The organism is Marinobacter changyiensis, assembly GCF_009193265.1.
Taxonomy (GTDB): domain Bacteria; phylum Pseudomonadota; class Gammaproteobacteria; order Pseudomonadales; family Oleiphilaceae; genus Marinobacter; species Marinobacter changyiensis.
The window spans coordinates 466,167-492,426 of sequence record NZ_VZZZ01000004.1 but is presented as its reverse complement, the minus strand read 5'-3'; the positions used below and the strand labels follow the sequence as shown (position 1 = coordinate 492,426).

The 26,260-nt window shown below is 55.7% G+C and carries 22 protein-coding genes and 1 pseudogene; 7 read left to right on the top strand and 16 right to left on the bottom strand.

Features of this window, described 5'->3' with window-relative positions:
- Positions 1–73: 73 nt before the first annotated feature.
- Positions 74–2,023, top strand: a complete 1,950-nt coding sequence (locus F6Y09_RS13330) for a DUF3604 domain-containing protein (protein ID WP_152207401.1) — start codon at positions 74–76, stop codon at positions 2,021–2,023.
- A gap of 891 nt (positions 2,024–2,914) precedes the next feature.
- Here F6Y09_RS13330 and F6Y09_RS13325 read toward each other — a convergent pair.
- The 8 genes and pseudogenes from F6Y09_RS13325 to F6Y09_RS13295 all read right to left on the bottom strand — a co-directional run bounded on the left by F6Y09_RS13325 (position 2,915) and on the right by F6Y09_RS13295 (position 7,327).
- Positions 2,915–3,448: a hypothetical protein gene (locus tag F6Y09_RS13325; RefSeq protein ID WP_152207400.1), complete on the bottom strand. Its 534-nt coding sequence runs from the start codon at positions 3,446–3,448 to the stop codon at positions 2,915–2,917.
- Between the two features lie 8 nt (positions 3,449–3,456).
- Positions 3,457–4,098, bottom strand: a complete 642-nt coding sequence (locus F6Y09_RS13320; RefSeq protein ID WP_152207399.1) for a hypothetical protein — start codon at positions 4,096–4,098, stop codon at positions 3,457–3,459.
- 183 nt (positions 4,099–4,281) lie between these two features.
- Positions 4,282–4,641, bottom strand: a complete 360-nt coding sequence (locus F6Y09_RS13315; protein WP_152207398.1) for an EAL domain-containing protein — start codon at positions 4,639–4,641, stop codon at positions 4,282–4,284.
- A gap of 5 nt (positions 4,642–4,646) precedes the next feature.
- Positions 4,647–4,832: pseudogene (locus F6Y09_RS20575) on the bottom strand (IS3 family transposase); the annotation flags it as partial.
- 42 nt (positions 4,833–4,874) lie between these two features.
- Complete coding sequence (locus F6Y09_RS13310; protein ID WP_152207397.1) at positions 4,875–5,465, bottom strand: 3TM-type holin; 591 nt, start codon at positions 5,463–5,465, stop codon at positions 4,875–4,877.
- Positions 5,465–6,004 (bottom strand): glycoside hydrolase family 108 protein, encoded by a 540-nt coding sequence (locus F6Y09_RS13305; RefSeq protein ID WP_152207396.1) that lies wholly within the window; start codon positions 6,002–6,004, stop codon positions 5,465–5,467. Before F6Y09_RS13305 ends, F6Y09_RS13310 begins: the two co-directional genes overlap by 1 nt.
- Positions 6,005–6,327: 323 nt before the next feature.
- Positions 6,328–6,738 carry an ACT domain-containing protein gene (locus F6Y09_RS13300; RefSeq protein WP_152207395.1) on the bottom strand — a complete coding sequence of 137 codons (411 nt, stop codon included), beginning with the start codon at positions 6,736–6,738 and terminating at the stop codon, positions 6,328–6,330.
- A 232-nt stretch (positions 6,739–6,970) separates the two neighbouring features.
- Positions 6,971–7,327, bottom strand: coding sequence for a LysR family transcriptional regulator (locus F6Y09_RS13295; protein ID WP_246180535.1), 357 nt, complete (start codon positions 7,325–7,327; stop codon positions 6,971–6,973).
- Positions 7,328–7,563: 236 nt separating this feature from the next.
- On the opposite strand from F6Y09_RS13295, the gene F6Y09_RS20865 reads away from it, so the two are divergent.
- On the top strand, positions 7,564–7,707 hold the full coding sequence (locus F6Y09_RS20865) for a hypothetical protein (protein WP_425481851.1): 144 nt from the start codon (positions 7,564–7,566) through the stop codon (positions 7,705–7,707).
- A 458-nt stretch (positions 7,708–8,165) separates the two neighbouring features.
- On the opposite strand, the gene secD is transcribed toward F6Y09_RS20865, so the two are convergent.
- The 3 genes from secD to F6Y09_RS13275 form a co-directional block, all read right to left on the bottom strand.
- Positions 8,166–10,700 (bottom strand): protein translocase subunit SecD, encoded by a 2,535-nt coding sequence (gene secD, locus F6Y09_RS13285; protein ID WP_152207393.1) that lies wholly within the window; start codon positions 10,698–10,700, stop codon positions 8,166–8,168.
- Between the two features lie 71 nt (positions 10,701–10,771).
- On the bottom strand, positions 10,772–11,158 hold the full coding sequence (locus tag F6Y09_RS13280) for a hypothetical protein (RefSeq protein WP_152207392.1): 387 nt from the start codon (positions 11,156–11,158) through the stop codon (positions 10,772–10,774).
- Between the two features lie 125 nt (positions 11,159–11,283).
- The gene (locus F6Y09_RS13275; RefSeq protein ID WP_218944171.1) at positions 11,284–12,216 is read right to left on the bottom strand and encodes a calcium/sodium antiporter; all 933 of its coding nucleotides are present in this window, start codon (positions 12,214–12,216) and stop codon (positions 11,284–11,286) included.
- Between the two features lie 202 nt (positions 12,217–12,418).
- Between F6Y09_RS13275 and F6Y09_RS13270 the strand changes: the two genes are divergently transcribed.
- Entirely contained in the window at positions 12,419–12,940 is a 522-nt protein-coding gene (locus F6Y09_RS13270) for a YqhA family protein (RefSeq protein ID WP_152207390.1), read from the top strand.
- 166 nt (positions 12,941–13,106) lie between these two features.
- Here the strand turns inward: F6Y09_RS13270 and ccoG are convergent, their stop codons facing one another.
- From ccoG to F6Y09_RS13240, 5 genes are all read right to left on the bottom strand, one after another.
- Positions 13,107–14,492 (bottom strand): cytochrome c oxidase accessory protein CcoG, encoded by a 1,386-nt coding sequence (gene ccoG, locus F6Y09_RS13265; protein WP_152207389.1) that lies wholly within the window; start codon positions 14,490–14,492, stop codon positions 13,107–13,109.
- 120 nt (positions 14,493–14,612) lie between these two features.
- Positions 14,613–16,019, bottom strand: a complete 1,407-nt coding sequence (locus tag F6Y09_RS13260) for an aminotransferase-like domain-containing protein (protein ID WP_152207388.1) — start codon at positions 16,017–16,019, stop codon at positions 14,613–14,615.
- Between the two features lie 304 nt (positions 16,020–16,323).
- Entirely contained in the window at positions 16,324–17,568 is a 1,245-nt protein-coding gene (locus F6Y09_RS13255; protein WP_152207387.1) for an LVIVD repeat-containing protein, read from the bottom strand.
- Between the two features lie 624 nt (positions 17,569–18,192).
- Positions 18,193–18,663 (bottom strand): hypothetical protein, encoded by a 471-nt coding sequence (locus F6Y09_RS13245; RefSeq protein ID WP_152207386.1) that lies wholly within the window; start codon positions 18,661–18,663, stop codon positions 18,193–18,195.
- 87 nt (positions 18,664–18,750) lie between these two features.
- Positions 18,751–20,679, bottom strand: coding sequence for a PA domain-containing protein (locus F6Y09_RS13240; protein ID WP_179959417.1), 1,929 nt, complete (start codon positions 20,677–20,679; stop codon positions 18,751–18,753).
- A gap of 468 nt (positions 20,680–21,147) precedes the next feature.
- On the opposite strand from F6Y09_RS13240, the gene F6Y09_RS13235 reads away from it, so the two are divergent.
- From F6Y09_RS13235 to F6Y09_RS13220, 4 genes are read left to right on the top strand one after another with little or no spacing between them, the layout of a single operon-like run.
- Positions 21,148–21,894: an outer membrane lipoprotein-sorting protein gene (locus F6Y09_RS13235; protein ID WP_137434385.1), complete on the top strand. Its 747-nt coding sequence runs from the start codon at positions 21,148–21,150 to the stop codon at positions 21,892–21,894.
- A gap of 9 nt (positions 21,895–21,903) precedes the next feature.
- A complete protein-coding gene (locus tag F6Y09_RS13230; RefSeq protein WP_152207384.1) occupies positions 21,904–22,590 on the top strand; it encodes an ABC transporter ATP-binding protein in 687 nt (228 codons plus the stop codon).
- Positions 22,587–25,091: an ABC transporter permease gene (locus F6Y09_RS13225; RefSeq protein WP_152207383.1), complete on the top strand. Its 2,505-nt coding sequence runs from the start codon at positions 22,587–22,589 to the stop codon at positions 25,089–25,091. The genes F6Y09_RS13230 and F6Y09_RS13225 overlap by 4 nt, the downstream gene beginning before the upstream one ends.
- Positions 25,084–26,211, top strand: a complete 1,128-nt coding sequence (locus F6Y09_RS13220) for a hypothetical protein (protein WP_152207382.1) — start codon at positions 25,084–25,086, stop codon at positions 26,209–26,211. The genes F6Y09_RS13225 and F6Y09_RS13220 overlap by 8 nt, the downstream gene beginning before the upstream one ends.
- The last annotated feature ends 49 nt before the right edge of the window (positions 26,212–26,260 follow it).

The following is a 26,260-nucleotide window of genomic DNA, read 5'->3' as shown; positions in this document are numbered from 1 at the left end:
TTGGCTATTATTCAAAAAAAACGTAGTTAACCCACGAACCGCCAGTCGGCTCATCACAGGGTGGAGAGCTACCATGCCATTCGAAATCAAGCAGACCCACGGAATCCTATCCGGTTTAACCGTTTCAAGTTCGCTCGCTGCAGCACTGCTTACTGTTTCGCCCGTATTCGCGCAGGAATTGCCTGCGCCGCATTCAATAGGTTCAGGCGACGTAAAATATTCACCGTACCTGAAAGAGGACTTCCCGAATCAGGTTTTCTTCGGTGATACCCATCTTCACACGGCCTTTTCCGCCGATGCGGGGCTTGCGATGGCAACGACCACTCCAGATGATGCCTATCGTTTTGCCAAAGGTGAGGAGGTTATTTCGTCGCAGGGTATTCCTGCCCGGCTTCAGCGGCCGCTCGACTTCCTCGTTGTCGCAGACCATTCTGAGAATCTCGGAATCGCCATTGCCCTTGAAGAAAAGAACCCGATCCTCGACTCCAACGATTGGGGGCGAACTCTGGCTGAAACCTACGCGCCCAAGACAATCGACGCGCGCAATGAAACCTATGTCCAATGGTTTGGTGCTGTGAACACCGTCGGAGGCTCCGACCCAATGGAGGGTACAGGGCTTGACGAGACGATGTGGAAACGCGTAACAGAAGCGGCTGAGCGCCACAATCAGCCTGGTAGCTTCACTGCGTTCATCGGTTATGAATGGACATCCGGCCCAAACGGCAACAACCTTCACCGGAATGTGATCTTCCGGGACGGCAAGGAACTCGCTGACCAGATCTTGCCTTTCTCAACCTATGATAGTGACGATCCGGAAGACCTCTGGCAGTGGATGGCAGACTACGAAGCAAAGACAGGTGGCCGCTTACTGGCTATCCCCCACAACGGGAATCTGTCGAACGGACTCATGTTTGATGACGTCACTTTGTCCGGGGAACCCTTGAGTGCTGACTATGCCGAACGTCGCCAGAAATGGGAGCCGATTTACGAAGTAACGCAGATCAAGGGCGATGGTGAGGCGCACCCGATGCTCTCACCAAATGACGAGTTCGCGGACTACTACACCTGGGACAAGGGGAGTTTCGGGGAAGAGCCCAAGACACCGGAAATGCTGCCTCGTGAATATGCGCGGTCTGCCTGGAAGCGTGGCCTGACCTACGAGGCCGAACTGGGCGTGAATCCCTTCAAGATGGGCGTTGTGGGATCAACCGACGCACATACGGGCCTTTCTACCGCTCAGGAAAATAATTTTTTTGGCAAGATAACTTTTGTCGAGCCAACCGCCGATCCGATCCGTTTTGAAGAGCAGATTACCGGACGTTTTACTCCTGATGATCCCTCTGACGATCAGATCGTCGGCGATGGGCTGGCCGCAGGAATCGCGGCTGTCTGGGCTCGTGAAAACACCCGCGAAGCACTTTGGGACGCCATGAAACGCAAAGAGACCTTTGCGACAACCGGCACCCGGATGCGCGTGAGAGTCTTTGCCGGTTGGGGCTTCGAGGAAATTGACCTTCAGCGATCGAATTTTGCGGCCCATGGGTATGAAAATGGCGTCCCCATGGGAGGTGACCTCAGCGATGCTCCTGACGGTGGCGCACCAACATTGCTGGTTCGCGCCCTGCGTGACCCCGACGGAGCGAATCTCGATCGGGTTCAAATTATCAAGGGATGGACAACGGAAGCGGGAGAGCCGAAGGAAAAGGTTTACGATGTCGCCTGGTCTGGCGACCGACAGCCAGGAGCGGATGGCAAACTGCCCCCGGTCGGTAACACGGTAGACTTTGAAAAGGCGGAATACAGCAACTCAATCGGCGAGCCGTTTCTTCAAACTTTCTGGAAAGATCCGGACTTTGATCCCGCTCAACGTGCCTTCTACTATGTCCGTGTTCTTGAGATCCCGACCCCAAGCTGGCTGATGTATGACAGCGTCTTTTTCGGCGTTGAGATCCCTGAAGGAAAGCGCAAGACTCAACAAGAACGGGTCTACACGTCGCCGATCTGGTACACACCCCAAGGCTAGGGAGTCTTTTTTACGGGCCGTGCAGAACTTTTCGAAGCATCCCTCTCTTTACCTTGGCCGTTTCCTGCATTGGTGCATGCGTAATTAGAGTCCTAACCCATTGATTTCTTTTTCGGATAATTCAGTACTTTCTGTGGTCGTCCATGACATGAACGACCACAGAAAGTGCTAAAGAGTAGCCACAGAAAGTACTGAATTTTCACAAGAAGTACTAAATTCGTCGTCGTTACAATGAGCCCGAAATTCCAGTTTGCTGATCCGATCGTCTCCGTCAGCGTCTGTAATCTGCAGAAATCTTAGTCCAAGATCGAAGTCAGTTTTTGCCGGTCGCTCTTTACCTGACTCTGGAACACTCCCACAAGCGAGATCTTCTCCGATACCGCATTGGCGCAAATATACGAGCTCAGACTGATCAATATATTCATTGCCATTACGGTCCGCGCATTTAAACTGAGCTATCGGTGAGTCGGATGTCTTTGTGGCAGTGTCAGAGAGCTCGGAAGATTTCATTGCAGAGCACCCGGTCAGCCCAATGCCTAATGCAAGACCGAGTAAGGTCGATGGTTTTGTTTTCATCTGGCTAATCTCCAGCAATTCGGATAATTTTCAAAGGATTCAATAGCCTTATCAGATTAGGTCACTTTTTAAGGTTTAGGAACACATGGAATAATATCGGGCTAGTCACGAAACCCTTCCCCTAATTCGGATCGCCAAACCCAAACTGGGACAGCAAAAAAGACAACTGGGGTCGAATTCTCCATCTCTGGGTCGGCCTAATGCGAGGTCATGGTCAATCTTGATCAGGACGACGAATTTAGTACTTTGTGTGGAAATTCCGCCCTAACCAGTTGATTTTGGGTTTCAGGCATGGCGTTTTCCGGATCGCGCGGTTCAGAAGTCGCCCGTCTGGCCCGACTTACCCACGTAGACGTAGACCGAAGAGCTCCCCCGAAACGCCACCCTGTGAACCGACACACCCGGATCGGCTGGATCTGGTGATTTGAAATGGGTTGCTACACCGGCTTTGTCGCCGTCCCGGACGCGATCCCTTTCGGCCGATTGCCAGGTGTTTCCAATACACTGGGATGTGGAGCTGACCGCTGTGTCGTAACGTGCGGCGGCCACCTCATCATTGGGCGCATTGACTGAGCAGACATAGGCCGAATCGTTGTTAGCCCAGGACCATATCTCACAGTGGCCCTTGATGATCTGCTCCTTTGCCGAAAAAACTGTCATGGTGTTGAAGTTGTTGGCGCTTCCGCGGTACTGGGCAAATCCCGACGGATAGTCCGCAATAATGGCCTTCAGGGAAGCGCAGGGATCGTCCACGCCCAGGGTGAGCTTCTGGGTAACGGAGCAGCCTGTGAGGGTCAGGGTCAGGCCCAGAATCATTGCAATAAACGGTTGGGGAGTGCGGCTTGTCATGGGGGCGCTCATTCGGTGAAGGATTTTTGGAGTTCGCGGACGACGACGCGAGAAAACTCGCTGGTGGCCTGTTCCAGGGATTTCGGGTCGACGGTACTGGAGAACATCTGCCAGATGGAGTCGCCGGATTCACTGTCAAAGAGTGTGGTACGCAAAACGTATCGGGTTGATTCCTCGAAGCGTTCCGGTATCACCATGGTTTCCATATAGGTAACGGACGCGAGCGGTCCAATGCTTGTTTCCACCGGATTAAACACGACCTGGCCGGGAATGTGGTCAACCTGTTTTTTCTTGTTAACCAGAGAAACGGTTAATACCCCGTCGGCCCCTTGTGGCTGCCCCCGTTGCTGAACCCTCTTTTGCAGCGATTCGGGATCGTCCCAGGGCATCGACGTCACAGGGCCATAGGCTTCAGCTTGGTATCCGGCATTTTTGAGGCGGGCCACCAGGGCTTTCTCCATTACCGCCCGAATTTCCTCATCGGAACTGATCGCCAGCACCAGCAGATTCCGGGGGGATTGCGAAACGTCGGGTGACTTGCGAACGCTTTTTACCTCCGGGCCATAGGCGCACCCGCCAAATAACAGGAAGGCAAGGATGGTGGCGATCAAAAAACCGGTGGATCGGGGGCATTTCTTTGTGGCGTTCATTTTTGATGCATCCATGAAGGAAACCGACTACCACCTGCAAGTGCAGCTTGGGTCATATTCGATAGAAACATAGCAAACATTCACGGCGACGGTATGCCCTCCTCCAGCAATTATCGGACCGCTTGGTCCTCGAATTGCGGGGGGTAACGTTGGCTACTAATGGCAATTCATCCTATGCTTTAATCATAGGAGCAGTTGATTCTTTATCCAATCTTTCATTGGTATCGGGAGTGAATAAAAGAAACCCTGGTGTATTGCACACGGAAAACGCGCATGCAGAAACTCAGCATGCTGCTTGGTCTCTACACCCTCGGCTACAATGCGAAGCCCAAAAAACTCCCCAAGTTTATAAATTGTTGCAATTATTGCGGTATCCATTGGGTCATCCGGCGCATTGAGCACGAAGCTCTTATCGATCTTAAGTTCTCTGATTGGAAGCCGCCGTAGATAATGGAGCGAGGAATATCCGGTACCGAAGTCATCCACCGAGAATTCTATGCCTAAATCGGTTAAACGCGTCATTTTCTGAATAACATCGTCCATATCAGTCGGTAGCGATACACAGAGTCACTGACGCCAGCAATTCGGCAGGCTCGGCGGGTGCTAAGACCATGAGCCTGCTTGAGGTAATCCACCAGTTCTCATCGAACGGCCGGCTTTACAGCTTTTTCAATCACATCCTTCAGCAGTTTGTGATCCAGGCTCAGCTCCGCGTACATCTGCTTCAGAACCCTGACGACCTGTTGGTAGATAGAAGCAACCAGGCGATCTACCGCTCAATCATTCACCGGCTTGTTCATCGCCAACCATTCCGCGACCACTTTATTGCTCGGCCGCGTTCCCTGCTCGGTCACGGCAGCTTCGAAGATTTTCGATTCCTTACTGTCATCCTCCTCGTCCAATTGCCGAAATTCCCTGCGCATTACGACCAGGTTTTTTGCGGCTTGCACGGCGTCTTTTCTTACCGCCATATCCTGGGATTTTATTTGCATGCGCCCGCCGAAGTAGAAGCCGACGATGACACTCAGCAACGCCCAGTAGCCGGTGGGCATGAGGCTGTAGGATTCGGCGATCAGGAGGAACCTTTCCGGACTTAAAGGCGCGATAATAAAAAACGCCAGCACGCCAAAGGTGATGATCGGGCGCACCGCGCGATTTAATCCGTCGATTAGCGAATCCCACCAGGTGCGATTTTTTCGGTCGACGAACTCAGCAGCGAATTGCGACATCACGGCTTTGTCGCGGTCGAGGTCAGCAATGACTTCGACGTGTCGGTGCTGTTCTTTTTCGGTGGCGTTGGGCTTGAAAACCTCGACAACTTCTTTGCCACCCGTGAAAATATCGCCGATTGCGCTCCACCAGGCCATTAGGCTACCTCCTGCTCAAATTCGTCCACACGGTTCATCCAACCTCGGAGGAAAACTTCCTGTGAAGGGCGGGCAGCGACGATGGTGCGGTAAAAGTTGCGCCGCTCTTCCAATAAGGCCTTGAGAAAATAGTCGCCCATGATGTTTTGGGCCCAGGCAGCGGCTTTGGCGGTGTTGGGGCCCATGGCGCCGTCCTCGTCCAGGGGCGGCTCCTTACCAGCCTGGTTGATCACGCTTTGCACGAATTTTATCGCCCGGCGCGGGCCATGGTTGACCGCGCAATCGAAAATAAAAGGCTGAATTTCTTCCGGTAGGCGGTGGATGCGCGGACCTTCGAAGTAGTTGCTCTCGTAGATATCCCGGGCTACGTCTTCACTGAGATTCCTGACTTCGCTTTTTAACGCGGCGCGGCCGATATAACGGGAAAGGGTGTTTTGGGTAATTCCAAAGTTGGTGGGCCCGCCGCGATCGGCGGGGTGGTCCACATAGCCGCCTTCGCGACGCAGTATGTCGTCAATCATTTCCTCGATGCCAGCCATGATCTCTCCTTAAACTGGTCAAGAAGCTATAATGGTGAGGCTGGTTGCCGAAGGACTTCAACACCATCGAACATTAGCCTATCTCGATGTTGCGAAATTCCAACTGCCGTTCCAATGATTTTTGCCAAGAGATGGAATTAGACCTAATTTAAAAATAGCTTACCTGAAAATAAAATCCTGCAGTATTTCTGTGGGAAATCAGATAAACCCAATATTCTAGAATCTACTTCAAGCTTCTTTAGCACTTTGTGTGGAATCCTGAACCCAATTTATTGATTTTCCTTTACTGTGATTCAGTACTTTCTCTGGTCGTCCACCCACCTCTAACCGTTGGGTTTGCTGGCGAGCTCCTTCAGTGCTTCCATAGCCTCATCGATTCGATCGTTGGGTACAAACATGTGGTCGTGATAAAACCCTGCTATGACATTGGTGGTAATGCCCCGCTCGGCAAGCAGGCTCGTCACCACGGATGTGAGCCCCAGAGCTTCAAGACTGGAGTGGCCTTCGAGCGTGATGCGGCGGAAGACTCTGTAGTAGTCCAGGCCCTCGGCCTTTGCCTGCTCCAGAGGAATGACCAGGGTAAGACCTTCCAGTTCGGCAATGCTGACAATGGGTTTCAGCATTTCCAGTTCGCCATACGTTGCGTGAGCCACTGTGCAGTAGACATAGGATGTCGAGTCCAGTTTTGGCGAGAGCTGCTTGATCAAATCCTGAAGAAACTTTGGTCGCTTCATTTTAATATCCTCTGGCTGGATGTCGTGGGCATCTCGAAAATTTAGCACTGTCTGGGTCGTTTAAGGTAATGGAACGAACTCTTCCTCATTTCCAGAAACCTTGGAAGTCTTCCCGCGCTCCAGTCAGCATTTGCCTGGGCAATACGCTGTTTACGGCTCCGGCGTTCCCGAGAAGTATCATTTCATCACATTGCTTCCTCCTAGGTATAACGCTGGATCACACCCGCGCACTTTAGTGCCTCCGAGATGCAGCCGACAAGGCCACCTCCTCCCGCAGCCATTGCAACAAGTGGGTGTAGGCTCTGGTCGCGGCAAACTCGTGCGCGACACGGTCCAGCGCGCGGCCCCATTCGCCGATCGTGGCCTGCGCTGCCTCCAGAACGATTCGGCCAACCTCAGTCGGGGTCAGCGATCGTGTCGTCCGCAGGAAGATCACATGCCCCAGCATGTCTTCAAGAGACCTGATGCGATGGCTTACAGCTGTCTGATGCAACCCCAATCGCAAAGCCGCACGCGACAAGCTGCCTTCTTCGGCGATGGCGATCAGGACCGGCGCAGCGGCCGCTAGACGCGGAATGCGTTCATTCATCTCGGCCAATTAATGAGGCTCTCTCATGCACATATGACTCCGGATGCAGTTCTGACCGTCAAATTTTGCTGACATACTTGATAACACAAGGTATAGCGCAAGGAGACAGTCATGCAAAACCTTCATGATGTGACCACTATCGAGGTGCAGATCATCAAAAGTTTTGTCTCTGGCGACGACATGGGGGAAACCCAGCCGGAGTGGTTCTGGACGCCGACGGTTTGACTGAAACCGAAATGCTAGCCGCTGCCGCGCACCTTGGACTGTCCGAGATTGCCTTCGTATCGGATGCGGCGGGCGGGACTTTCAGGCTCGACTTTTTTACGCCAAAACGGCGTATCGCGCATGGCGGCCGGGCCGCTGGCTTGCCTTCTTTATGACCACATGGACGTCGCGAAGCGCCGCTACCAGATCAAGCAAGGTGAGTTCATGGTCCCGGCTTCACCAAGCCTCATCACGGTTGATCTGGATATTGGGAACGATGGCATTCGCGGGCTGATGGCCGGAGGTCGCGCGCGGCTCGTGGAAACCCGGACCGTACATATCGGACCGACAGGAGTATCGGGGCGAATCGTCAGCTGGACGACTTCGAGACCTTGAGTATGCCAGATCGGGCTCTCCACTATTCCTTTTGGTCTGTTGTGCGCTCTGCTCCGTCAGCCAGATGCGTGCGCCAATGCGGTTAGACGCGGAGTCGAGGAGATCGGCGAGCGCCCGCAACTGCTCTCGTGAATACACTCGGCCCGTGGGGTGGTCGTCCAACGGTTTCCTGATCAAAGGGCTCGTCCTCGGCCAATTCTCTAGTGTGACCGTGTCTGCCCTGGCATCAGTAACTTCCTTAGGGTATGAGTTCCAATTCCTTGCGTATTTCCTCGGCGGTCGGCCGCAACTGGGCGAGCCCCCTCCTCGCCCGCCGCTGAGCCAGATAATACAGAATTGGCGACGCGATAAAGACCGAAGAGCTGGTACCAATCACAATGCCGAACAGCATGGGCAAGGCAAAACTCGCAACGGCCGCTCCACCGGCAATGCCCATGGGCAACAGTGCCAAAAAGGTCGTTACCGAAGTAAACACAGTGCGAGTAAGCGTCGATGAAATACTATTGTTCAGCAGATCCAGCATGGTACGTTCAGGTGTCTTCCGGATGTTTTCCCGGATTCGGTCGAACACCACCACCTTATCGTTGACCGAGTATCCCATCAGCGCGAGTAGCGCCGCGACCGCCGTCAGGTTGAACTCCACGCCGGCGAGGGCGAAAAACCCGATGGTTTTGGTGAGATCCAGTGCAATGGTCAGCGTCGCAGCCCAGGCAAAGTGTGACTCGAAGCGGAACCAGAGGTACGCCAGCATACCGGTACCGGCCAACAGGATGGCCAGAATGGTGGCATCACTGAAGCCACCGCTGACTTTCGGCCCGACCATATCCACCTTCGGGAACTCGGCATTCGGCGCGATCGATGTGACGGCGGTTTTGAGCAATGTCACCTGCTCCCCCGTTGCCCCCGGCGTGCCCTGCTCTGCCGGCAGGCGGATAAGAAAACGCCCATCAGCGCCAGCTTCCTGAATGGCTGCGTCCATAAGGTCCTGGGCCTGAAGCGTGGTTCGCAATTGATCCACCGTTACCCCCTGGGCCTGTACCTCCACAACGGTACCGCCAGTAAAATCAACGCCGTATTTCAGTCCCGGCTGCACAAACAGAGCGATTGCCGCAATGGAAAGCACCGCCGATACCACGAGACCTATCACGCGACCGCGCATGAAATTTACGCCCCGCTCGCTCAGGCGGTCAAGCAAGGCAATACCTGAAATCACTAACGGATCCCGCTCACGGCCCCGGATGTGCCACTCCATGATCAGGCGGGTAACCGCTATCGCTGTAAACAGGGAAGTCACCAGACCTATGCCAATGGTGACGGCAAAACCCCGGACCGGACCGCTGCCAAACAGGAACAGCAGGCTGACCGCGATCAAGGTAGTGATGTTGGAATCCAGAATCGTCCTGTAGGCCTTGCCAAATCCCTCCCGGAGGGCCATCCAGGCTGGCTTCCCCAGGCGGGATTCTTCACGGATACGCTCGTTGATCAGGATATTCGCATCCACCGCCATGCCAATGGTGAGGATAATTCCGGCAATTCCTGGCAGGGTCAGGGTCGCCCCCAGCAGGCTCAGTATTCCGAAGACCAGACCGATGTTCACCGTCAACCCGATACAGGCGATCAACCCCCAGCGTCCATAAAGACCTATCATGAAGGCAATCACCATGGCGGCGCCCAGCAAGCCAGTGGTTAATCCCATGGCGATAGCGTCACTGCCCAGGTCGGGGCCCACGGTACGTTCTTCCACCACATGCAAGGGCGCGGGCAAGGCACCAGCCCGCAGGAGGAGGGCCAGGTTGCTGGCTTCTTTTGCGGTAAATCCGCCGCTGATCTCTCCGCTAGCGCCAATGGCGCTGCGGATCACCGGCGCTGTAATCACTTCACCATCCAACACGATGGCCAGGGGCCGACCAATATTGTCCCGGGTCATGTCCCCAAACAGCCGGGCACCTTTGTCGTCCAGTTTGAAACTGACCACCGGCTCGCTCGTATCCGGATTGAAAGCCAAGCGGGCATCGCGGATGTGCTCGCCCGCCATGGCAACCCGTTTTTCCAGCCTGTATTGTCTGTCTTCATGGGCACCCGGCAGGGTAATCGTTGCTACATCTTCCTCCGCAGTTTCCCGGGCCGCCCATTGAAACGTCATTTTCGCCGTGGTCCCGAGCAATTCACGAATCTCGCTTGGGTCGGCAACTCCCGGCATCTGGACCAGAATGCCGTCGCTGCCCTGGCGAGTGATACTGGGCTCTACCAGTCCGGTTTCATCGAGCCGCCGCCTGACCACTTCCAGGCTTCGCTCTACCGCATCCCTCGAGACACTCGCCCGCCAGGACTCGGTCAGCGTCAGGACCAGGCGCCCGCCATTGATATCGACGTCGAACCGGCGCGTGCCATCCGGTGTTTCCGAAGCCAGTTCACGGGCAAGGCCAACTGCTTCGGACGTCCGTTCGGACTGTCGCACCGGTAGCTCGATACCTTTATCGGTACCTTTATCGGTAATTTGGAGGCGCCCGTAACGAATGCCTGCCTCACGCAAGGAAGCAGTCAACTCGCTGGCAATCGCTTCGTGCTCGCTGGCAAACAGTTCCTGGATATCCGCTTCCAGCAGCAGGTGTGAGCCCCCCTGAAGGTCCAGCCCCAGGGACACCGTGTTCTGCTGGTACCAGTCCGGCAATTTATCGGACAGAGTGGGGGAAAGAAGGCTCGGCAACGCGCTCAGCAACCCGAGCACAATTACCAGGCCGTAAACGACGGCCCGTGTATGCAACGATTTCATGGGTAATCCTCGAAAAAAACTTCACTAACCGACATGGCTGCCCAGATGCACAGCCATGAATAAGCGGAGGACTACGCCAGAGGGGGTGCGCGAAGAAGGGGAATCAGAAAACGAGGTGATGCAGGGGGATATCCCGCATCCGCAGTGATGATGCAGCTGTTGCGGCAAAGACCGGCCCACAAGACCATCGGCCTGTCACGCCACCAGTCGGGAAGATCCGGACCACCATCCGCTACGGCATCGTTCTTGGGGTTGCCGCTCGGAGTCCTGATGGATTCGTTATGACTGGTAACAACCAGGTGATCCAGGTTTCCAACAAACCCATGGTCTGCCCTTGCAGATGAGGCCTGCTGGTGGGTAATTGAGGAGAGAAAAACAAGCAGCAATGCCAGTAGTGGAAGCACTACAAGAGGCATTTGGATCCGTGCGCGAAGAAGGTGATGGTTGTCGTTGGTCATGCTGCGGTCTCAAGATGTCGAATGAATCTTGAAATGCGAACCAACCGAAGTCAACGGATTTGTGTAGCCGGTTAATGAAATTACCTAGCAGGGCTTGAGGATCGAGTAGCGTCAGTATCCGGCCATTATTCGGGCCACAGGAGAAAAAGATACCCGAAATACAGTGCCAGCAGCACGCCGCCCTCCACCCGGTGCAGCCTGCGCCCGGTATACAGCAGCGGGATCAACAGCACGCTAAACATGATCATCACTCCGTAATCCAACGCCGAAATTCCGGGTGCTTCCATGGGCGAAATGACCGAAGCCACTCCCAAAATTCCGAGTACATTGAATATATTTGATCCAACGATATTTCCTATGGCGATGTCAGGCTGCTTGCGGAAAGCGGCAACCAGAGAGGTTGCCAATTCCGGCATGCTGGTTCCCGCAGCGACAATCGTAAGACCGATCACCGCTTCGCTTATTCCGAAACTTCCAGCCAATGCCACAGCATGCTCAACTAGTAGGCGTGACCCAACAACAAGAACTGCAAGACCAGCGAGGATAAACGCAATATCCATACCCCAATGACGTGACTGAGTGACAGCCAGAATGTCCTCGTTATCCGCACTGGCGGGGGAAGCTTCTCTGCGTGCCAAAATAAAGCTCATCCAGGTGTAAGCGACAATTCCAGAAAACAGAAGCACCCCCTCAAAACGGCTGAGTGTTTGATTAAATAGGAGCAAAACCAACAGAAGTGCGACCCCCAGGGCGACAGGGGCGTCTACCTTGATAACCTGGCGGTGGACCGGTATCGGGCACACCAATGCAGTTATTCCCAGAATCACAGCAATGTTGAAAATATTTGAGCCCACCACATTGCCCACCGAGATATCACCCTGGTTAGAAAGCGCCGCTTCCACGCTTACCACCAGTTCCGGTGAGCTGGTGCCAAATGCAACGATGGTCAGACCCACCATCAGGCGACTGAGACCCGCTCGCAGTGCCAGTGACGAACTGCCCCTGACAAGCCCCTCTGCTCCAATGAAAAGGAGGACAAGCGCGAACGCGATATACACAATGTTGGCGAGCAATTTTATCCACCTCTTATTCTGTTAGTGGCGCAATCAGGATTCGTTCTGTGTCCAGTCGTGAGCTACCCTACTCAGGAAGCTGTTGTCGTGTCTGTTTACCCGGCTCGTATACCGAGCGCCTAAAAAACGACCGAAGTATCACTGCGGTAGGCAACTGCAAAATTAACACTTTAAGGTTAGATCATTAATGAATTCCCTAGAAAAAAAGTTCGAGCAGTTTCTGTGGTACTCCCGTTTTCTGGTGCTTATTGCGGTGCTCGCCAGTCTTCTGGGCTCTCTGACGTTATTTATTGTAGGGACTCTGGATATTTTCCAACTGGTGATGGCTACCGTTAATTATTACCTCGGCTCAGGTAAAGAAGACATCCACGATTTTCTGGTGACTGACATCATCATTGCAATCGATATCTATCTGATTGCTGTTGTGCTGCTCATTTTCGGGCTGGGCATATACCGGCTGTTTGTATCGCCCATCGAGGCGTCAGAGGAGAGTGGCAGGAGCCATCCTTTCAATGTGCAGTCGTTTGACGAGCTGAAGAATAAGATTGTCCGTGTGGTGATCCTGGCAGTGATCATCGAGTTCTTCAGAGCAGTTGTGGATATTCGCTTCCTGACACCGCTGGACATCATCTATCTGGCTCTTTCGGTACTGGCCTTGGCGGCTTCGCTGTTCCTGATGGGTAAAAGCCATACCAGTCATCACGATTGACCTGATTGCTCGGAACTGGAGACGGCTTCCAAGGCTTGGTGGGTTACTCTATTTATCCACCTTTTATGGGAATGGTTGAAGGAATGCACCCCCTGCGAACGTTGGAGTAGTGAGTCCCATACGCCTTGACCGAAAGAGACGCCTGGGGTCTCCGACGACAAATTAGTTACAGGTTCGGCTGCCCGATAAAGCGGTTGGTTTCGACCAGACGTTCGCCGCCGTCGTTTACTGGGTCCAGGTGAAACGCTATATCCGTCACACCACGATCAAGGGCCTCCGGCACCGCAGTTACTGATACCGGCATTTCACGCCATTCGCCCGCTTCCACGAGGATGTTCTGATGTCCAATCAGGCTCAGTCCGTCCATACCACTGACACTTAACTGGAAGGTCTGGCTATCCTGACTTTTGTTGAGCACTTTCAGGATATAGCTGTTCTCAATATTCCCCTTTCCGTCGAACCGGAACAGTCCCCTGTCTTTGACCACGTCAAACTCGACCATGGGTCTGGCCATCACAGCCCAGGAAAAGATGGCAATAAACGACACCAGCAGAGCGCCGTAACCCAGTAACCTTGGTCGGAGGATCCTCAGTCGTCCACCTTCCAGCTCCCTCTCACTGGTATAACGGATAAGGCCCGGAGCATAGTCCATTTTGTCCATGATGGAATCGCAGGCATCAATACAGGCCGCGCATCCAATGCATTCCATCTGCAGGCCATCGCGGATATCGATGCCGGTTGGGCAGACCTGAACGCACATCTGGCAATCGATGCAATCACCGAGGCCTTCAGCCTTGTAATCCGAGCCGGCTTTGCGGGCCCCCCGGTTCTCTCCCCTCTGGGCATCGTAGCTGATGACCAGGGAATCCCTGTCCAGCATGGAGGACTGAAAGCGCCCGTAAGGACACATGTGCAGGCAGACGTTTTCGCGAAGCCAGCCGGCATTGAGGTAGGTGGCGGCTGTGAAGAAGAACACCCAGAACGCGGCCATGCCAGTGGTCTGCAGGGTGAACAGATCCGTAACCAGCTGCCGGATTGGGGCAAAATAGCCAACGAAAGTCACAGCGGTTGCCAGGCTGATTGCCAGCCACATTCCGTGCTTTAACGCCCGCTTGTAGATCTTCGACGGTGACAAGGGCGCCTTATCCAGATTTTTGCGTTGGTTTCGGTCACCTTCTGCCACCCTTTCGGCCCACATGAATACCCACATCCAGACACTTTGTGGACAGGTGTAGCCACACCATACACGACCGGCAACGACCGTTATGAAGAACAGTCCGAACGCGCAAATGAGCAGGATAGCGGACAGAAGTATCAAGTCCTGGGGCCAGAAGGTGCTGCCAAAGATATGAAACTGTTTTTCGGACAAATCCCACAACACCGCCTGCCGGACGTCCCAGGACAACCACACGGTACCGAAATACAGGGTAAACAGAATTGTTCCGCCGGCAATTCTCAAGCGTCTGAAAAAGCCCTGGAACTTACGGGTGTGGATTTTGCCGTTGTCATCAGGCCCTACGGCAAGGTTACGTACAGGAATGGCGTTACTCAACGGATACTCTCCCCGACAATAATTGGACTGTCAGGGAGAGTAATGCTCAGCACCTAATGGGCACAGGCTCAATTAATATAATCTTGATGGGTACAGATATGTAGGCACAGTCAGACGTTTCTACTCGTTGTGCAGTAAACCGGGCAATTGCCGGAGAGCGGCCATTCGGGATTTGTTCCAGGGATGGGCGAAGCTAATTCTCAGGCAGTTTTCAAACTGGCCAGATACCGAAAACAGCGGGCCCGGCTTGATGATCATGCCGTGCTTCAGGGCATTCGGGTATGCCGCCAGTGTGTCGACCGTCTCCGACAACTCCACCCAGACGGTCAGGCCACCTTGCGGGGAACTGACGCGTACCTCCCGGGGCCAGGTATGGAGCGACGCAATCAACCTGTCCCTGTTAGCCCTCAGTTCATGGCGCTGACGGCGAAGGTGGGAGGTGAAACTGCCATCGGCCATGTAGTCCGCCACGCCCTGCTGGAGGTACCGGCTGCTGACCAGTTGGGTAACCAGCTTCAGGTGAAGGATCTTGTCGTGCCAACGCGCACCGGATATCCAGCCAAGCCGCAAATCCCGGGACAGGGATTTGGAGAAAGAGCTGCACAGGATCACCCGGTCCTCAACATCCAGGGCCTTCAGCGGATCGGGAGAACGATCAAGTGCAGTATCTCCGTAGATATCGTCTTCGATCACCGCGAGGTCATGTCGTTCCGCCAACGAAAGCAGGCGTTTTTTGTCTGGCTCCGGCATCAACGCACCTCCGGGTGTCGAAAACGAAGGAGATACAATACAAGCTCTTACCTTCCACCGTTCCAGTACTTCCTCAAGGGCATCCATGTCCATGCCCGTTTCCATGGACGTGGGCACTTCCACCGCTTTGAGGCCAAGCTGTTCCAGAAGTTGCAATGCACCATAAAATCCCGGGGATTCGACAGCGACCACAACCCCACGCTCACAGGATGCCATCAACGCCAGAAACAGGGCATGCTGGCAACCTGAGGTGATGCAAAGCTGTTCCGGTGAGACGGTCCACCCCCGCCTGGCATGATGGAGCGCCAACTGCTCCCGCAAGCCGACAAACCCTGCAGGCTTATCGTAATACTGGAAGTCTTCGCCCTTTTGGCGCCTCAGTGCCCGGCCTATCGAACGGTTCAGAGTCACTATTCCTGGCGGAAGGTCGCCACTGTGAAGATCCGGCAGTAAATCAAACGCCGCACTACGGCCCATGATATCCAGCAGCAGATCGCTTACATTTACCGGGCGTGGGGCTTCTATCCGGGCACGACTAACCGGCTTCTTCACTCCGTCCGGCTGCAAGGAAACAAAATAGCCGGCTTTAGGGCGAACCTCGATCAGGCCCTGGGTCTCCAGTCGCTGCAGGGCGTGCTGAACCGTTGCCTTGGACAATTTGTGTTCGGCACACAGTGTTCGGATCGAAGGCAGGCGCTCTCCCAACCGCCAACGCTGCTCCAGGATTCCCTTCAATAACCAGCCTTCCAGTTGCTGATAGCGGTACTCGTCAGTCATTTATGGCCCTTACCCTGTCCTGATGCATCGGCAATTTCATACACCTGCACCTATTTATAATGCAAGTCCGGGCACACTCATCCCCCGATACCATCCGGCTATTCTAGCCTTCAATCTTCAGATTAATTGGATAAACAAACTGACCGACCAATATCGAGCGAACTGAGGTCAAAAACATGAGCAATCTCAGCAATACCATGGAATCCGAATGCAAAATCACGTGAAGTGCTTGCTGTGGTCGTTTACCCCAAAAAAAAGAGGCGGTGCCGAGCACCGCCTCCAGCAAACAAAGTCACAACTTCGGTTAATCTTTACCGTTTTCGGCGGAACCTGAACCGTACTCCTTCAGGATATAGAGCCCACCGTTACGGTCAGACGCATAAATCCATGGCTCATTCGGAACCTTGTAAATTCCCCAGATATCCTGGATGCCGCCGTTTTCAGCTTCGAACTCGGCACCGGCGCGATGGTATCGAGCAACTTCAACAGGAGCATACGGATTGGTGACATCCACTACCACGACACCATCGGAATACCAGGAAATATACGCTTTCACCTTATTCCCACTGGTCTCAACCAGGACATTATGGCTCGAATAGGTTCCTCGGGCGTCGCAATTGCCACCAGGCGCGGTCGAAGCCGAACACTCGGTGTCGAAAATCGAGGCCAGTACGGGATTGGCCGGGTCGGAATAGTTCCAGATACGAATTCCGCTCCAAGGTGTAGAGTTTGGATTGTTGTTGGTCACGACGATTGCGCCAGCTCCTCCGTTTGACGCGTTCACGGACTTCTCCGCAAACGAGCAGGCACCGCGGCGAATGACAGCAATATCACCGGCTCCGAGCGGATTGAGAATCGGATCGCCGTTACAAGCCTGCCCTATCCAGACGAAGTTACCTGCGTACGAACCTTCGCCAAGCGGGGAGTTGTTTCCGCTGAATTCATTGGCCCCGAAGACCGAGCCGGTCAGCGGCCCACTTGTAACTTCCACGCTGGAGGCCGTTATGAACCCGCCGTTGCCTGTCTGGCTTGCTTCAAATGCATCGCCCGTCGAGGTTGCCGCCATCACACCCGGAATGGGGTTGCCGTTGCCGAACGTCACATTGCCAGGGGCAACCGTGGCCTCCCAGGCGCTGAAGTCCTCTTCACCTTCGACCACGATCGTGCCGTCCTCACTAGGCCAGACTGAGTGGCTGTTGACCTCGCCATCGAGTGAGCCATTGGCTGGATCCAGGGCTACCGAAACGAGTTGAGGATTAGCCGGGTCGCTGATGTCCAGGAGAACCAGGCCCGCATCCCAATTGGCAAGGTAAGCTCTGGTGCCGTCGGCGGTGATGGTGACGTCGTGCAGGAATCGGTTTGCAGAAGCACCGAATCCGTCCAGAAGCCAGAGGGCTGCATCCAGGTTTCGACCAAAATCTCCGCTGGCAACTACGCCCGGGTCGAATAACTCTTCTGCACCCCAGTAAGATACCAGCACTGGGTTGGCTGGATCAGTGATCTCGTATATGTGGAAGTTGCCGTAGGCAGTCTCGGTCGTTACGCCCACATAGTCCTGTGCACCCTGGCTGAAGAGCCAAAGATGGTGCACACCAACGTCGGTGATGGACCCAAAGATAGATGGAGTTAGAGGATTTGGGTCGTCAATTCGAACTGACGCCAGGTGGACCGGATTTGATGGGTCGTCAACGTTATAGACCTCATATCCGCCAGGGCCTCCGGCGCAAGATTCGTTTGAATGTACCAGGATATCGCCCGAACTTAATGTCGCCACCCGGACGTCGTTAGTGCGACTACCGACCGGTGACTGGATGATGCCGACAAATTCCGGCTCGTTTTTGTTGTGAGCGTCCCATATCCAGATACCCGCCTCCGGGTCGCCGCCACAAGGGCTATTAAAAGTGCCGGTATACGCATAGTTACCCAGCGCCCAAACATCTAGAGCCGTTTATGGAAGGAAGCTAAAGCCGCGAGTCTGAGTGATGAAGATGTGACCAATTGGCATAGCAAATTTGAGCTTATGGAACCGGATAAGCATCAAAAGTTTTTAGAGATGCTGGATTTTTCTTCGCTGCTCAGGAAAAAGATAAACTGAATTGTTCATCTTGACCCTGACCCCGTATTAGATTCAACGGTGAGCGGGTACTCGAAAGCCCCGCCCTTCCCAAACTAACTATTTGGTCGTGATGCTTCCCTGCGCTCGGCTGGTCCAGGCGCGCCCATCGCCGCGACGGGACATAATGGTCGACGTTCCGCTACCGGTGGCGCCTTCATATGCACCAGTACCGCCCATTACTGTCCAATTCGCTGGCTGATCTTCTGAACCAAGCAAATAGGAAATATACAGCATGTCGCCGTTGTCCGAGATACTCGTGCAATAGCCGGCGCCTCCAGCTTGTCCTGAACCATCGACGCCTTGGTGTCCTGTGCACCATTGGCTAGATACGTCGCCGTCTGCCTGAACCACGGTTGCATGGTTTCTGATGACCGTTCTACCTTTTGTCCCATTAGGCATCTCCACAACTTCCCCCGGGGCAGTTTGTATCCAATAGAGAGTGCTGTCGACCTTCTCGGTATCTGCGACGGCAGTGAACGCTACGCAGATTGCAAAAGCGCCAATTGCGCCGGCATATATTTTTTTCATGATTGCGACCCCTATCAGTTGTTATGACTTTTTTGTTAAAGAGGCGGTGCCGAGCACCGCCCCCAGCAAACAAAGTCGCAACTTCGGTTAATTTTTACCGTTCTTGGCTGAGCCTGAACCGTATTCCTTCAGTATATAAAGCCCTCCATTACGATCGGACGCATAAATCCATGGTTGATCCGGAATCTTGTATATTCCCCAGACATCCTGGATACCACCGTTTTGAGCCTCAAACTCGCTGCCGGCTCGATGATAGCGTGCAACTTCTACCGGATTGGCCGGGTCGCTGACATCCAACACCACAACGCCATCCGAGTACCAGGAGATATAAGCCTTGTTATCCTCAACAATCACGTTATGGGAAGAATAGGTGCCGCGTGGGTCACAGCTGGGATCGATCGGATTGGCACTGCATACGGTGTTAAACGTGGACATCAGGATCGGATTGGCCGGGTCAGCGTAACTCCAGATCCGCATGCCGCTCCAGCCATTTGGAACCACCGCAGCTGTAATCGTCTCTCCCGGAGCACCAATCACCAGTTCAGCAGCGCTCGCCACTCCCATGATCGCGAGGCCCGTGGAGTGCCCCACGAAAACGCCGGGTAATGAAACAGGGGAACCGCCCATCGTGACCAGTGCATCGCCACGGGCTTCGTCATTGAAGACCACCATTCCGCTATAACCGGCGGCGATGACGTTCTCGCCTTTCGTTGTGAAGGCGCATACCCCGCGTTGGATCAGCGCAATCCCGGTGCCCGGCGGCACAGAAGCCACGTCACAGGCCAAGCCTACGTAAGTAGTCTGCCCGCTCATTTCGGCGCCAGGTTCATCGGTAATGGGTGTCGTGATTGATCCCTCAGAGGACGCATAAGTGCCGGCATTCGGCCCCGTATCTATTGCGAACTGAGAGTCGAACGGAGCGAAATCCTCTTCACCTTCAACCACGATAGTACCGTTTGCATTTGGCCAGACCGAGTGGCTGTTTACTTCTCCATCCTCGCTGGTCGGATCAATAGCAATCGATACCAGTTGTGGATTGCTTACATCGCTGATGTCGAGCCTGATCAGGCCAGCATCCCAGTTCGCCAGGTATGCCGTCAGGCCATCTGGGGTAATGGTAACGTCATGCAGAAAACGGTTTTGCGAAGCGCCAAATCCACTTATGAGCCAGCTTGCTGCGTCCAGATTTCGGGAAAAATCGCCGCTGGCAACAACGCCCGGGTCGAATAATTCTTCTGCCCCCCAAAACGACATCAACACAGGGTTTGCAGGATCGGTTATGTCGTAGATGTGGAAGTTGCCGTACGCTGTTTCTGTGGTTACTGCCACATAATCATTTCCTGCCTGCCTGAAGAGCCACAAGTTGTGCACACCAACGTCTTCCACAGGCCCAAAGATTAATGGAGTGATTGGGTTCGGGTCATCAATGCGAACCGATGCCAGGTAGACAGGATTTAACGGATCGTCGACGTTATAAACCTCGTACCCGCCAGGTCCTCCGTCGCATGATTCGTTCGAATGCACCAGGATATCCCCTGAGCCCATTGTTGCGACTCTGACATCGTTAGTGCGGCTGCCAGTTGGTGATTGAATGATCCCGGCAAATTCTGGCTTGATTTTGTTGCGCACGTCCCATATCCAGATACCCGCCTCCGGGTCGCCGCCACAAGGGCTATTAAAAGTGCCGGTATACGCATAGTTACCCAGCGCCCAAACATCGGTTGTCGAGTTTGCAGAAAGCCGTTCTCCGCGGCCGGCTTCGCCGAGGTTCTTGATAACTTTGGCGAACGGCGCATCACTTATGATGTCGGCCACTGCAGCATCGTGTGCCACGAGGGGGGCGCTCGGATCGGCGCGGACAAAGCCGTCCGAAATGCTTAGTAGATGTTGAGATTCGTCATGGGACTCGTCGTGGGGATCGTCAGTAACCACCGGTGGCGGTGCCGCTAAAACCGAGAATGTCATAAAGCTTGAAATGACTATAAAACCAAGCTTGAACGCTTTTAATTGCTTCATAGTGCCCTTCCCTATGCTCATTTTTTATTGTTGTCTCGACGACTACATAATTCCCTCGGACATGAGTTGCGTGGTTTTTTTAGACCAGCGAAAAACAAGCCACATGCATGCCATGCAACAGTTACGGCTTAATTTTAGAGAGTTACGCCAACCAGTGGTTCGGTGGAGGGAGTAACATGTAAAACATTCTGACACTTTATTGTATCTATCGGCTCAGCGGGACAAAGGTAGAGCCGTTTGAGGCCTGGCTGCCATCCTGATCGAGGAACGGCCTTCCAAAAGGAAGGTCTATTAAGGTAATGGTTTAAGTGATTCAGCTTTTTGAGTAGCGGTCTAACCGGCCAGTAATAATTCTCCCGAGATTTGATGGAGGTCATTACGGGGCAATGTCACTTGATTCAATCTAGAAAAGAGTCGAGTAATCGTCGGACGTAGTCGTGTCTCAGGGTAACGACAAAGGATTTCGTGATGAATAGGCTTCTCCCAGCCCTGCTCCTGTTTCCTTTGTTTGCGGTCGCTGCCGAGTCGTCGCCTGGCGGCGAGGAGCTGGTCGATGGAATGGAAGACACCCTCTGGGGCGATTCCAATCATGGCCGCTTTACCATGCGCATCGAGACTGAGTACTGGACCCGCGAGCTGGACCTGGAAGCATGGATGGACCGGCCCGAAAAAACTCTGATTCGCATCCACGCGCCCAAGAAAGAAGCCGGCATCGGCTCGCTACGTATCAAGGATGCCATGTGGAACTACCTGCCCAAGGTGGATCGGACCATCAAGATCCCGCCCTCGATGATGCTACAACCCTGGATGGGCTCCAACTTCAGCAATGACGACCTGGTCAAGGAAAGCTCGTTCGTCAACGACTACAGCCACGAAATCACCGGCAGCGAGGAGCAGGACGGGGTGACCGTCTACCTCGTGCGCTCTACCCCCAAGCCCGACGCTCCGGTCGTGTGGAGCCGCCTGGAATTCAAAATCCGCGATGACCATATACCCGTAGCCGTGACCTACTTCGGCGAGCGGGATCAGTCGGTGAAGGAAATGACCTATAGCGCCATCGAGACCATGGGCGGGCGCCGCATCCCGACCCGCTGGACCATGGTGGATTCCGACGACGCCAAATCCCGCACCGTGATCGAGATTGAGTCCATAGAGTTTAACGTCCCCCTGGAGGAAGAGCTCTTCACCTTGCGCCGCCTGCGCAATCCACAGTGAGGACACGTCATGGCGATTGTGAATGTGGAAAAAACCTCGCGCATCTACCGTCAGGACAGCGTGGCGGTCAAAGCTCTCGATGACGTTTCCGTGGCTATCGAGGCCGGTGAATTCACTACCCTGGTGGGGCCGTCCGGTTCCGGTAAGACCACCCTGCTCAACCAGATCGGTGCCCTCGATGAACCCACCTCCGGCCGTATCCAAATCGATGGTCAGGAGATCACCGGCCTCAACCGCAGGAAGCGTACCGCCTTGCGATTGTGGAAGATCGGTTTCGTGTTCCAGGAATACAACCTGATCGGTGTGCTTTCGGCCCAGGAAAACGTGGAATACGTGCTGATGCTGCGCGGCGTGCCGTTCCGCGAGCGGCGCGAAAAGGCGCGGCAGATATTGGCAGAGGTCGGTCTGGAAGGGATGGAAGGCCGTCTGCCCAACGAACTGTCTGGTGGCCAGCAGCAGCGGGTGGCGGTGGCACGGGCCATTGTCAGCCAGCCGGCCATCGTTCTGGCCGACGAACCCACCGCCAACCTCGACTCCAAAACCGGCGCCGCCCTGCTGGACATGATGCGGCGGATGAACGACGAACACGGCGTTACCTTCGTCTTCTCGACCCATGATCCCATGGTGATGGAGCGAGCCCGCCGGGTGGTTCACCTCAAGGACGGGCGCATCGAACGTGAGGAGCACCGGTCATGATGGCCTGGCTGCGATTGGCCCTGAGCAACCTGAGCGCCAACCGCCGCCGCACCGGCATTACCCTGCTCTCCCTGACCGTCGGTGTGGCCGGACTGGTGTTCCTGTGGGCCTTTATCGACGGCATCAACGCCCAGATGATCAATAACATGACCGGCTACGTGACCGGCGACCTCAAGGTGCACAAACGCGGCTTCCACGACGATCGAGAAATGAACATCGCTTTGCCGCAGCAATGGCAGCTGAGGGAGGCTGTCGCCGATGTCCCCGGAGTGGACGCCGCCACGCCCCGGGTCACCGGCCACGCGCTGGCCAGTCTCGCCGACCAGTCCCGGGCCCTGCAGGTAATGGGGGTCGCGCCAGAGCAGGAGCGCTCCGTCACTCGGCTGGACCGATCCATCGTCCAGGGCCGCTATCTGCAATCCGGTAACGAAATCGTGCTTGGTACGGGCGCCGCCCGGGCACTGGAGGTGGCCCTGGACGACGAACTGGCCCTGGTGGTGCAGGCAGCGGACGGTTCCATTGGCGCCGACCGCTTCAAGGTGGTGGGACTGTTTGAAACCGGCGTGAAACGCATAGACGGCGGTGTGGCGCAGATCCCTCTTGATGCAGCCCAGTCCCTGTATGCCTTCTGGGGCCGGGTTACGGAAATCGCCGCCCGGGTGGATGATCCCGACCGCCTCACCGGTGTCGTGGCAACCCTGGAGACACAGTTGGGCGAGCGTGGTGTGGAAGTCCTCGACTGGCCCGCCCTGATGCCGTCGCTGATGCAAATGGTCGATTTCCACAACGTGGTGACCTACATCGTTATCTTCGTGGTGTTTGTGGTGGTGGCGGCCGGAATCGTCAACACCATCCTGATGTCCGTGATGGAGCGCGGCCGGGAGTTCGGGGTGATGATGGCTTTGGGCACGTCCGGTTCGCGTATTGTGCAACTGGTGCTGATGGAAACCACCCTGCTGGCCCTGGTGGGCTATGCCCTCGGCCTGATCCTGGGCCTGGCCGTGACCACCTATTACGCCAGCCACGGCCTCGACTTTACCGCCTACATCCAGGCCATGGACACCATGCCGGGGCTGAGCGGTATCGTTTATCCCACCACCAGTCCCGGCCGTTGGCTGATCATTGGCGTGGTGGTGATCATTGTGGCCTTGCTGGCCGCTGTTGTGCCGGCCTGGATTGCCAGCCGTCATACGCCCCTGGAAGCCATGGATGCCCATCGCAGCGCCAGCAACCGTCTGCGCCGCGTCCATGCCGACGTCACCGCGAACAATCGTTTCCTGATTTTTGCCCAGATGGCCCTGCGCTCGGTGTTCCGCAATCCGCGCCGCTCCCTGATCACCGCCTCAGCTACCGCGTTCGGGCTCGCCGCCTATCTGTTCCTGTACGGTTTCACCGATGGCTTCTTCGAGCAGATGATCCGCAACTCCACCCAACAGTTGAGTGGCCATGTGCAGGTGATGCAGCGGGGCCATGATGTGGATCTGTCTCCGGCCCTGCGTATCTCCGATACCGCCTCCCGCGTGCAGGCGATGGCGCAGCGGCCCAACGTCGAAGCCGCCGCCCCGCGGGTGCTGGTCAAGGCCATGGTCGCCAATCCCAAAACCAGCCGCCCGGTGGAGGTGGTGGGCGTGGACCCGGAGCGGGAAAGGCAGGTGACCCGATTGGCGAATTACATCATTGAAGGCCAGTATGTGGAACCCGCCGGCGACGGCATCGTGATCGGCCAGAAACTGGCAGACGATCTGGACGCCCGCCTGGGCGACAAGCTGGTCGTCACAGTCCAGCAGGCCAGCGGTGACCTCGCCTCCAGTGCATACCCGATCGCCGGAATTTACCGCACCGGGAGCGACCTGTTCGACAGTGAGTACGTCTTCACCAGTCTCACCAGGGCCCGGACCCTGCTCGGTTTCCAGCCTGACCAGGTCTCGCGTATCGCCCTGCGGTTGCAGGACCGCAGCCAAAGCACGCTCCTGGCCCGGGACCTTAACCGCACCCTGTCCGGCGATCTGGTGGCCCAGGACTGGGAAACCCTGTTACCGGTAGTGATGCAGATGATCGACATGACCCGGATCGACTTTTACCTGATCCTGTCGGTGGTGTTCGTCGTGGTTGCGATCGGTGTCATGAACACCATGGTGATGTCGGTGATGGAGCGCACCCGTGAGCTGGGCGTGATGCTGGCGCTGGGAACGCGCGGCTCCCAGGTAGTGCTGACCATCCTCTTTGAGGCGCTTTTCCTGGCGTTACTGGGCATGGCCGCCGGCAGTATGGTCGGAACGCTGATCGTGGCCTGGTATAACCGCAGGGGGATCGACCTCTCGGCCGTCGCTCATTCATTTGAAGCCGTTCCCGGAGTAACGGACGTGATTTACCCGGTGCTCATCTTCGACCACGTCTGGCTGCCTGGTCTGCTGCTTTTCATCTGCTCCGTGCTGGTGGCCCTGTATCCGGCGCGACGGGCATCAAGACTGGATCCGGTGGAGGCGATTCGCCATGGTTAAGCGCACATGCACTGCAATCGCGGTGAGCCTGATGCTGGCGTCGCCCGCCGGGGCCGACTTCAGCCATTCGGGCTCCCTCAAGAACCTCACTGTGGGTTCGCGTTCGCTGGTGGACGACGATCCGTATGTGTCGAACCTCACCCGTCTGCGCCTGGAACCGCGCTATCGCCAGGGCGACTGGACCCTGGAGGCGGCCTACGATGTGGAACTGGTCACCGGCAGTTTTCTCGACAGCCCCGAGTTCGCCCTGCTCAAGGACGCCCCGGATCCGCGATACTGGGACCTGCAGGGAGAGCTGACCGAATCCGGCGATCTTGTGGCTCGCCACCAGTTGTACCGGGGCACGGTGCAGTGGCGTTCGCCGGCGGGGGATTGGCGTCTCGGCCGGCAGCAGGTGAACTGGTCCACCGCGCTGATCTGGAACCCCATGGATATCCTCAACCCGGTGAGCCCCCTGCAACTGGAACCGGATGAGCGCATCGGCGTCGATGCCCTGCTCTGGGATACGCCCTGGGGCGCCCTGGGCCGGATCAGTGCCGTGCATGCCCCGCAGCATGAGGACGACGAGGCCAGCACCGCGGCCCGGGTCAAGCGCTTCGTGGCCGGTGTGGATGCCAGTGTGATGGCCGGAACCTTCGCCGATGTCACTAAGGCTGGTATTGGCGGCAGTGGTTCACTGGCCGGCACCGGCTGGCGCATGGAAGCGGTGTGGAGCGAGCCCGACGAGGAAGCCAGCTACTGGCAGGCGGTGGCGGATCTCAACTGGTCGTTCCGCAACGGCGTCAATCTTGCCCTGGAATACTTCTACAACGGCCGGCCCGCGCCAGATCCGGGACTGTCTCTCAGCCGCCTGGCGGCCGGAGAGCCCCAATACGCGGACCGCCACTACACCGGCCTCCTGGTTTGGCAGGACATCAATCCATTCTGGCAATACCGTGTGGTCGCCATCCGCAACGCCGACGACCACAGCTGGGTGGTCTATCCCCGCTCCACCTGGACACTGCCGGTGCCCATAGAGGTGTATCTGACAGCTGGCGTGCAGCTGTTTGGCGGCAATGACAACAGTGAATACGGGGCCCTCAACAACCTGGGTTTGTTGGAAGCCCAGTGGTTTTTTTGATAGGCGGGCGAGGCTTTTCTGGCTAAATTGCGCCACGTCAGCTGAATTG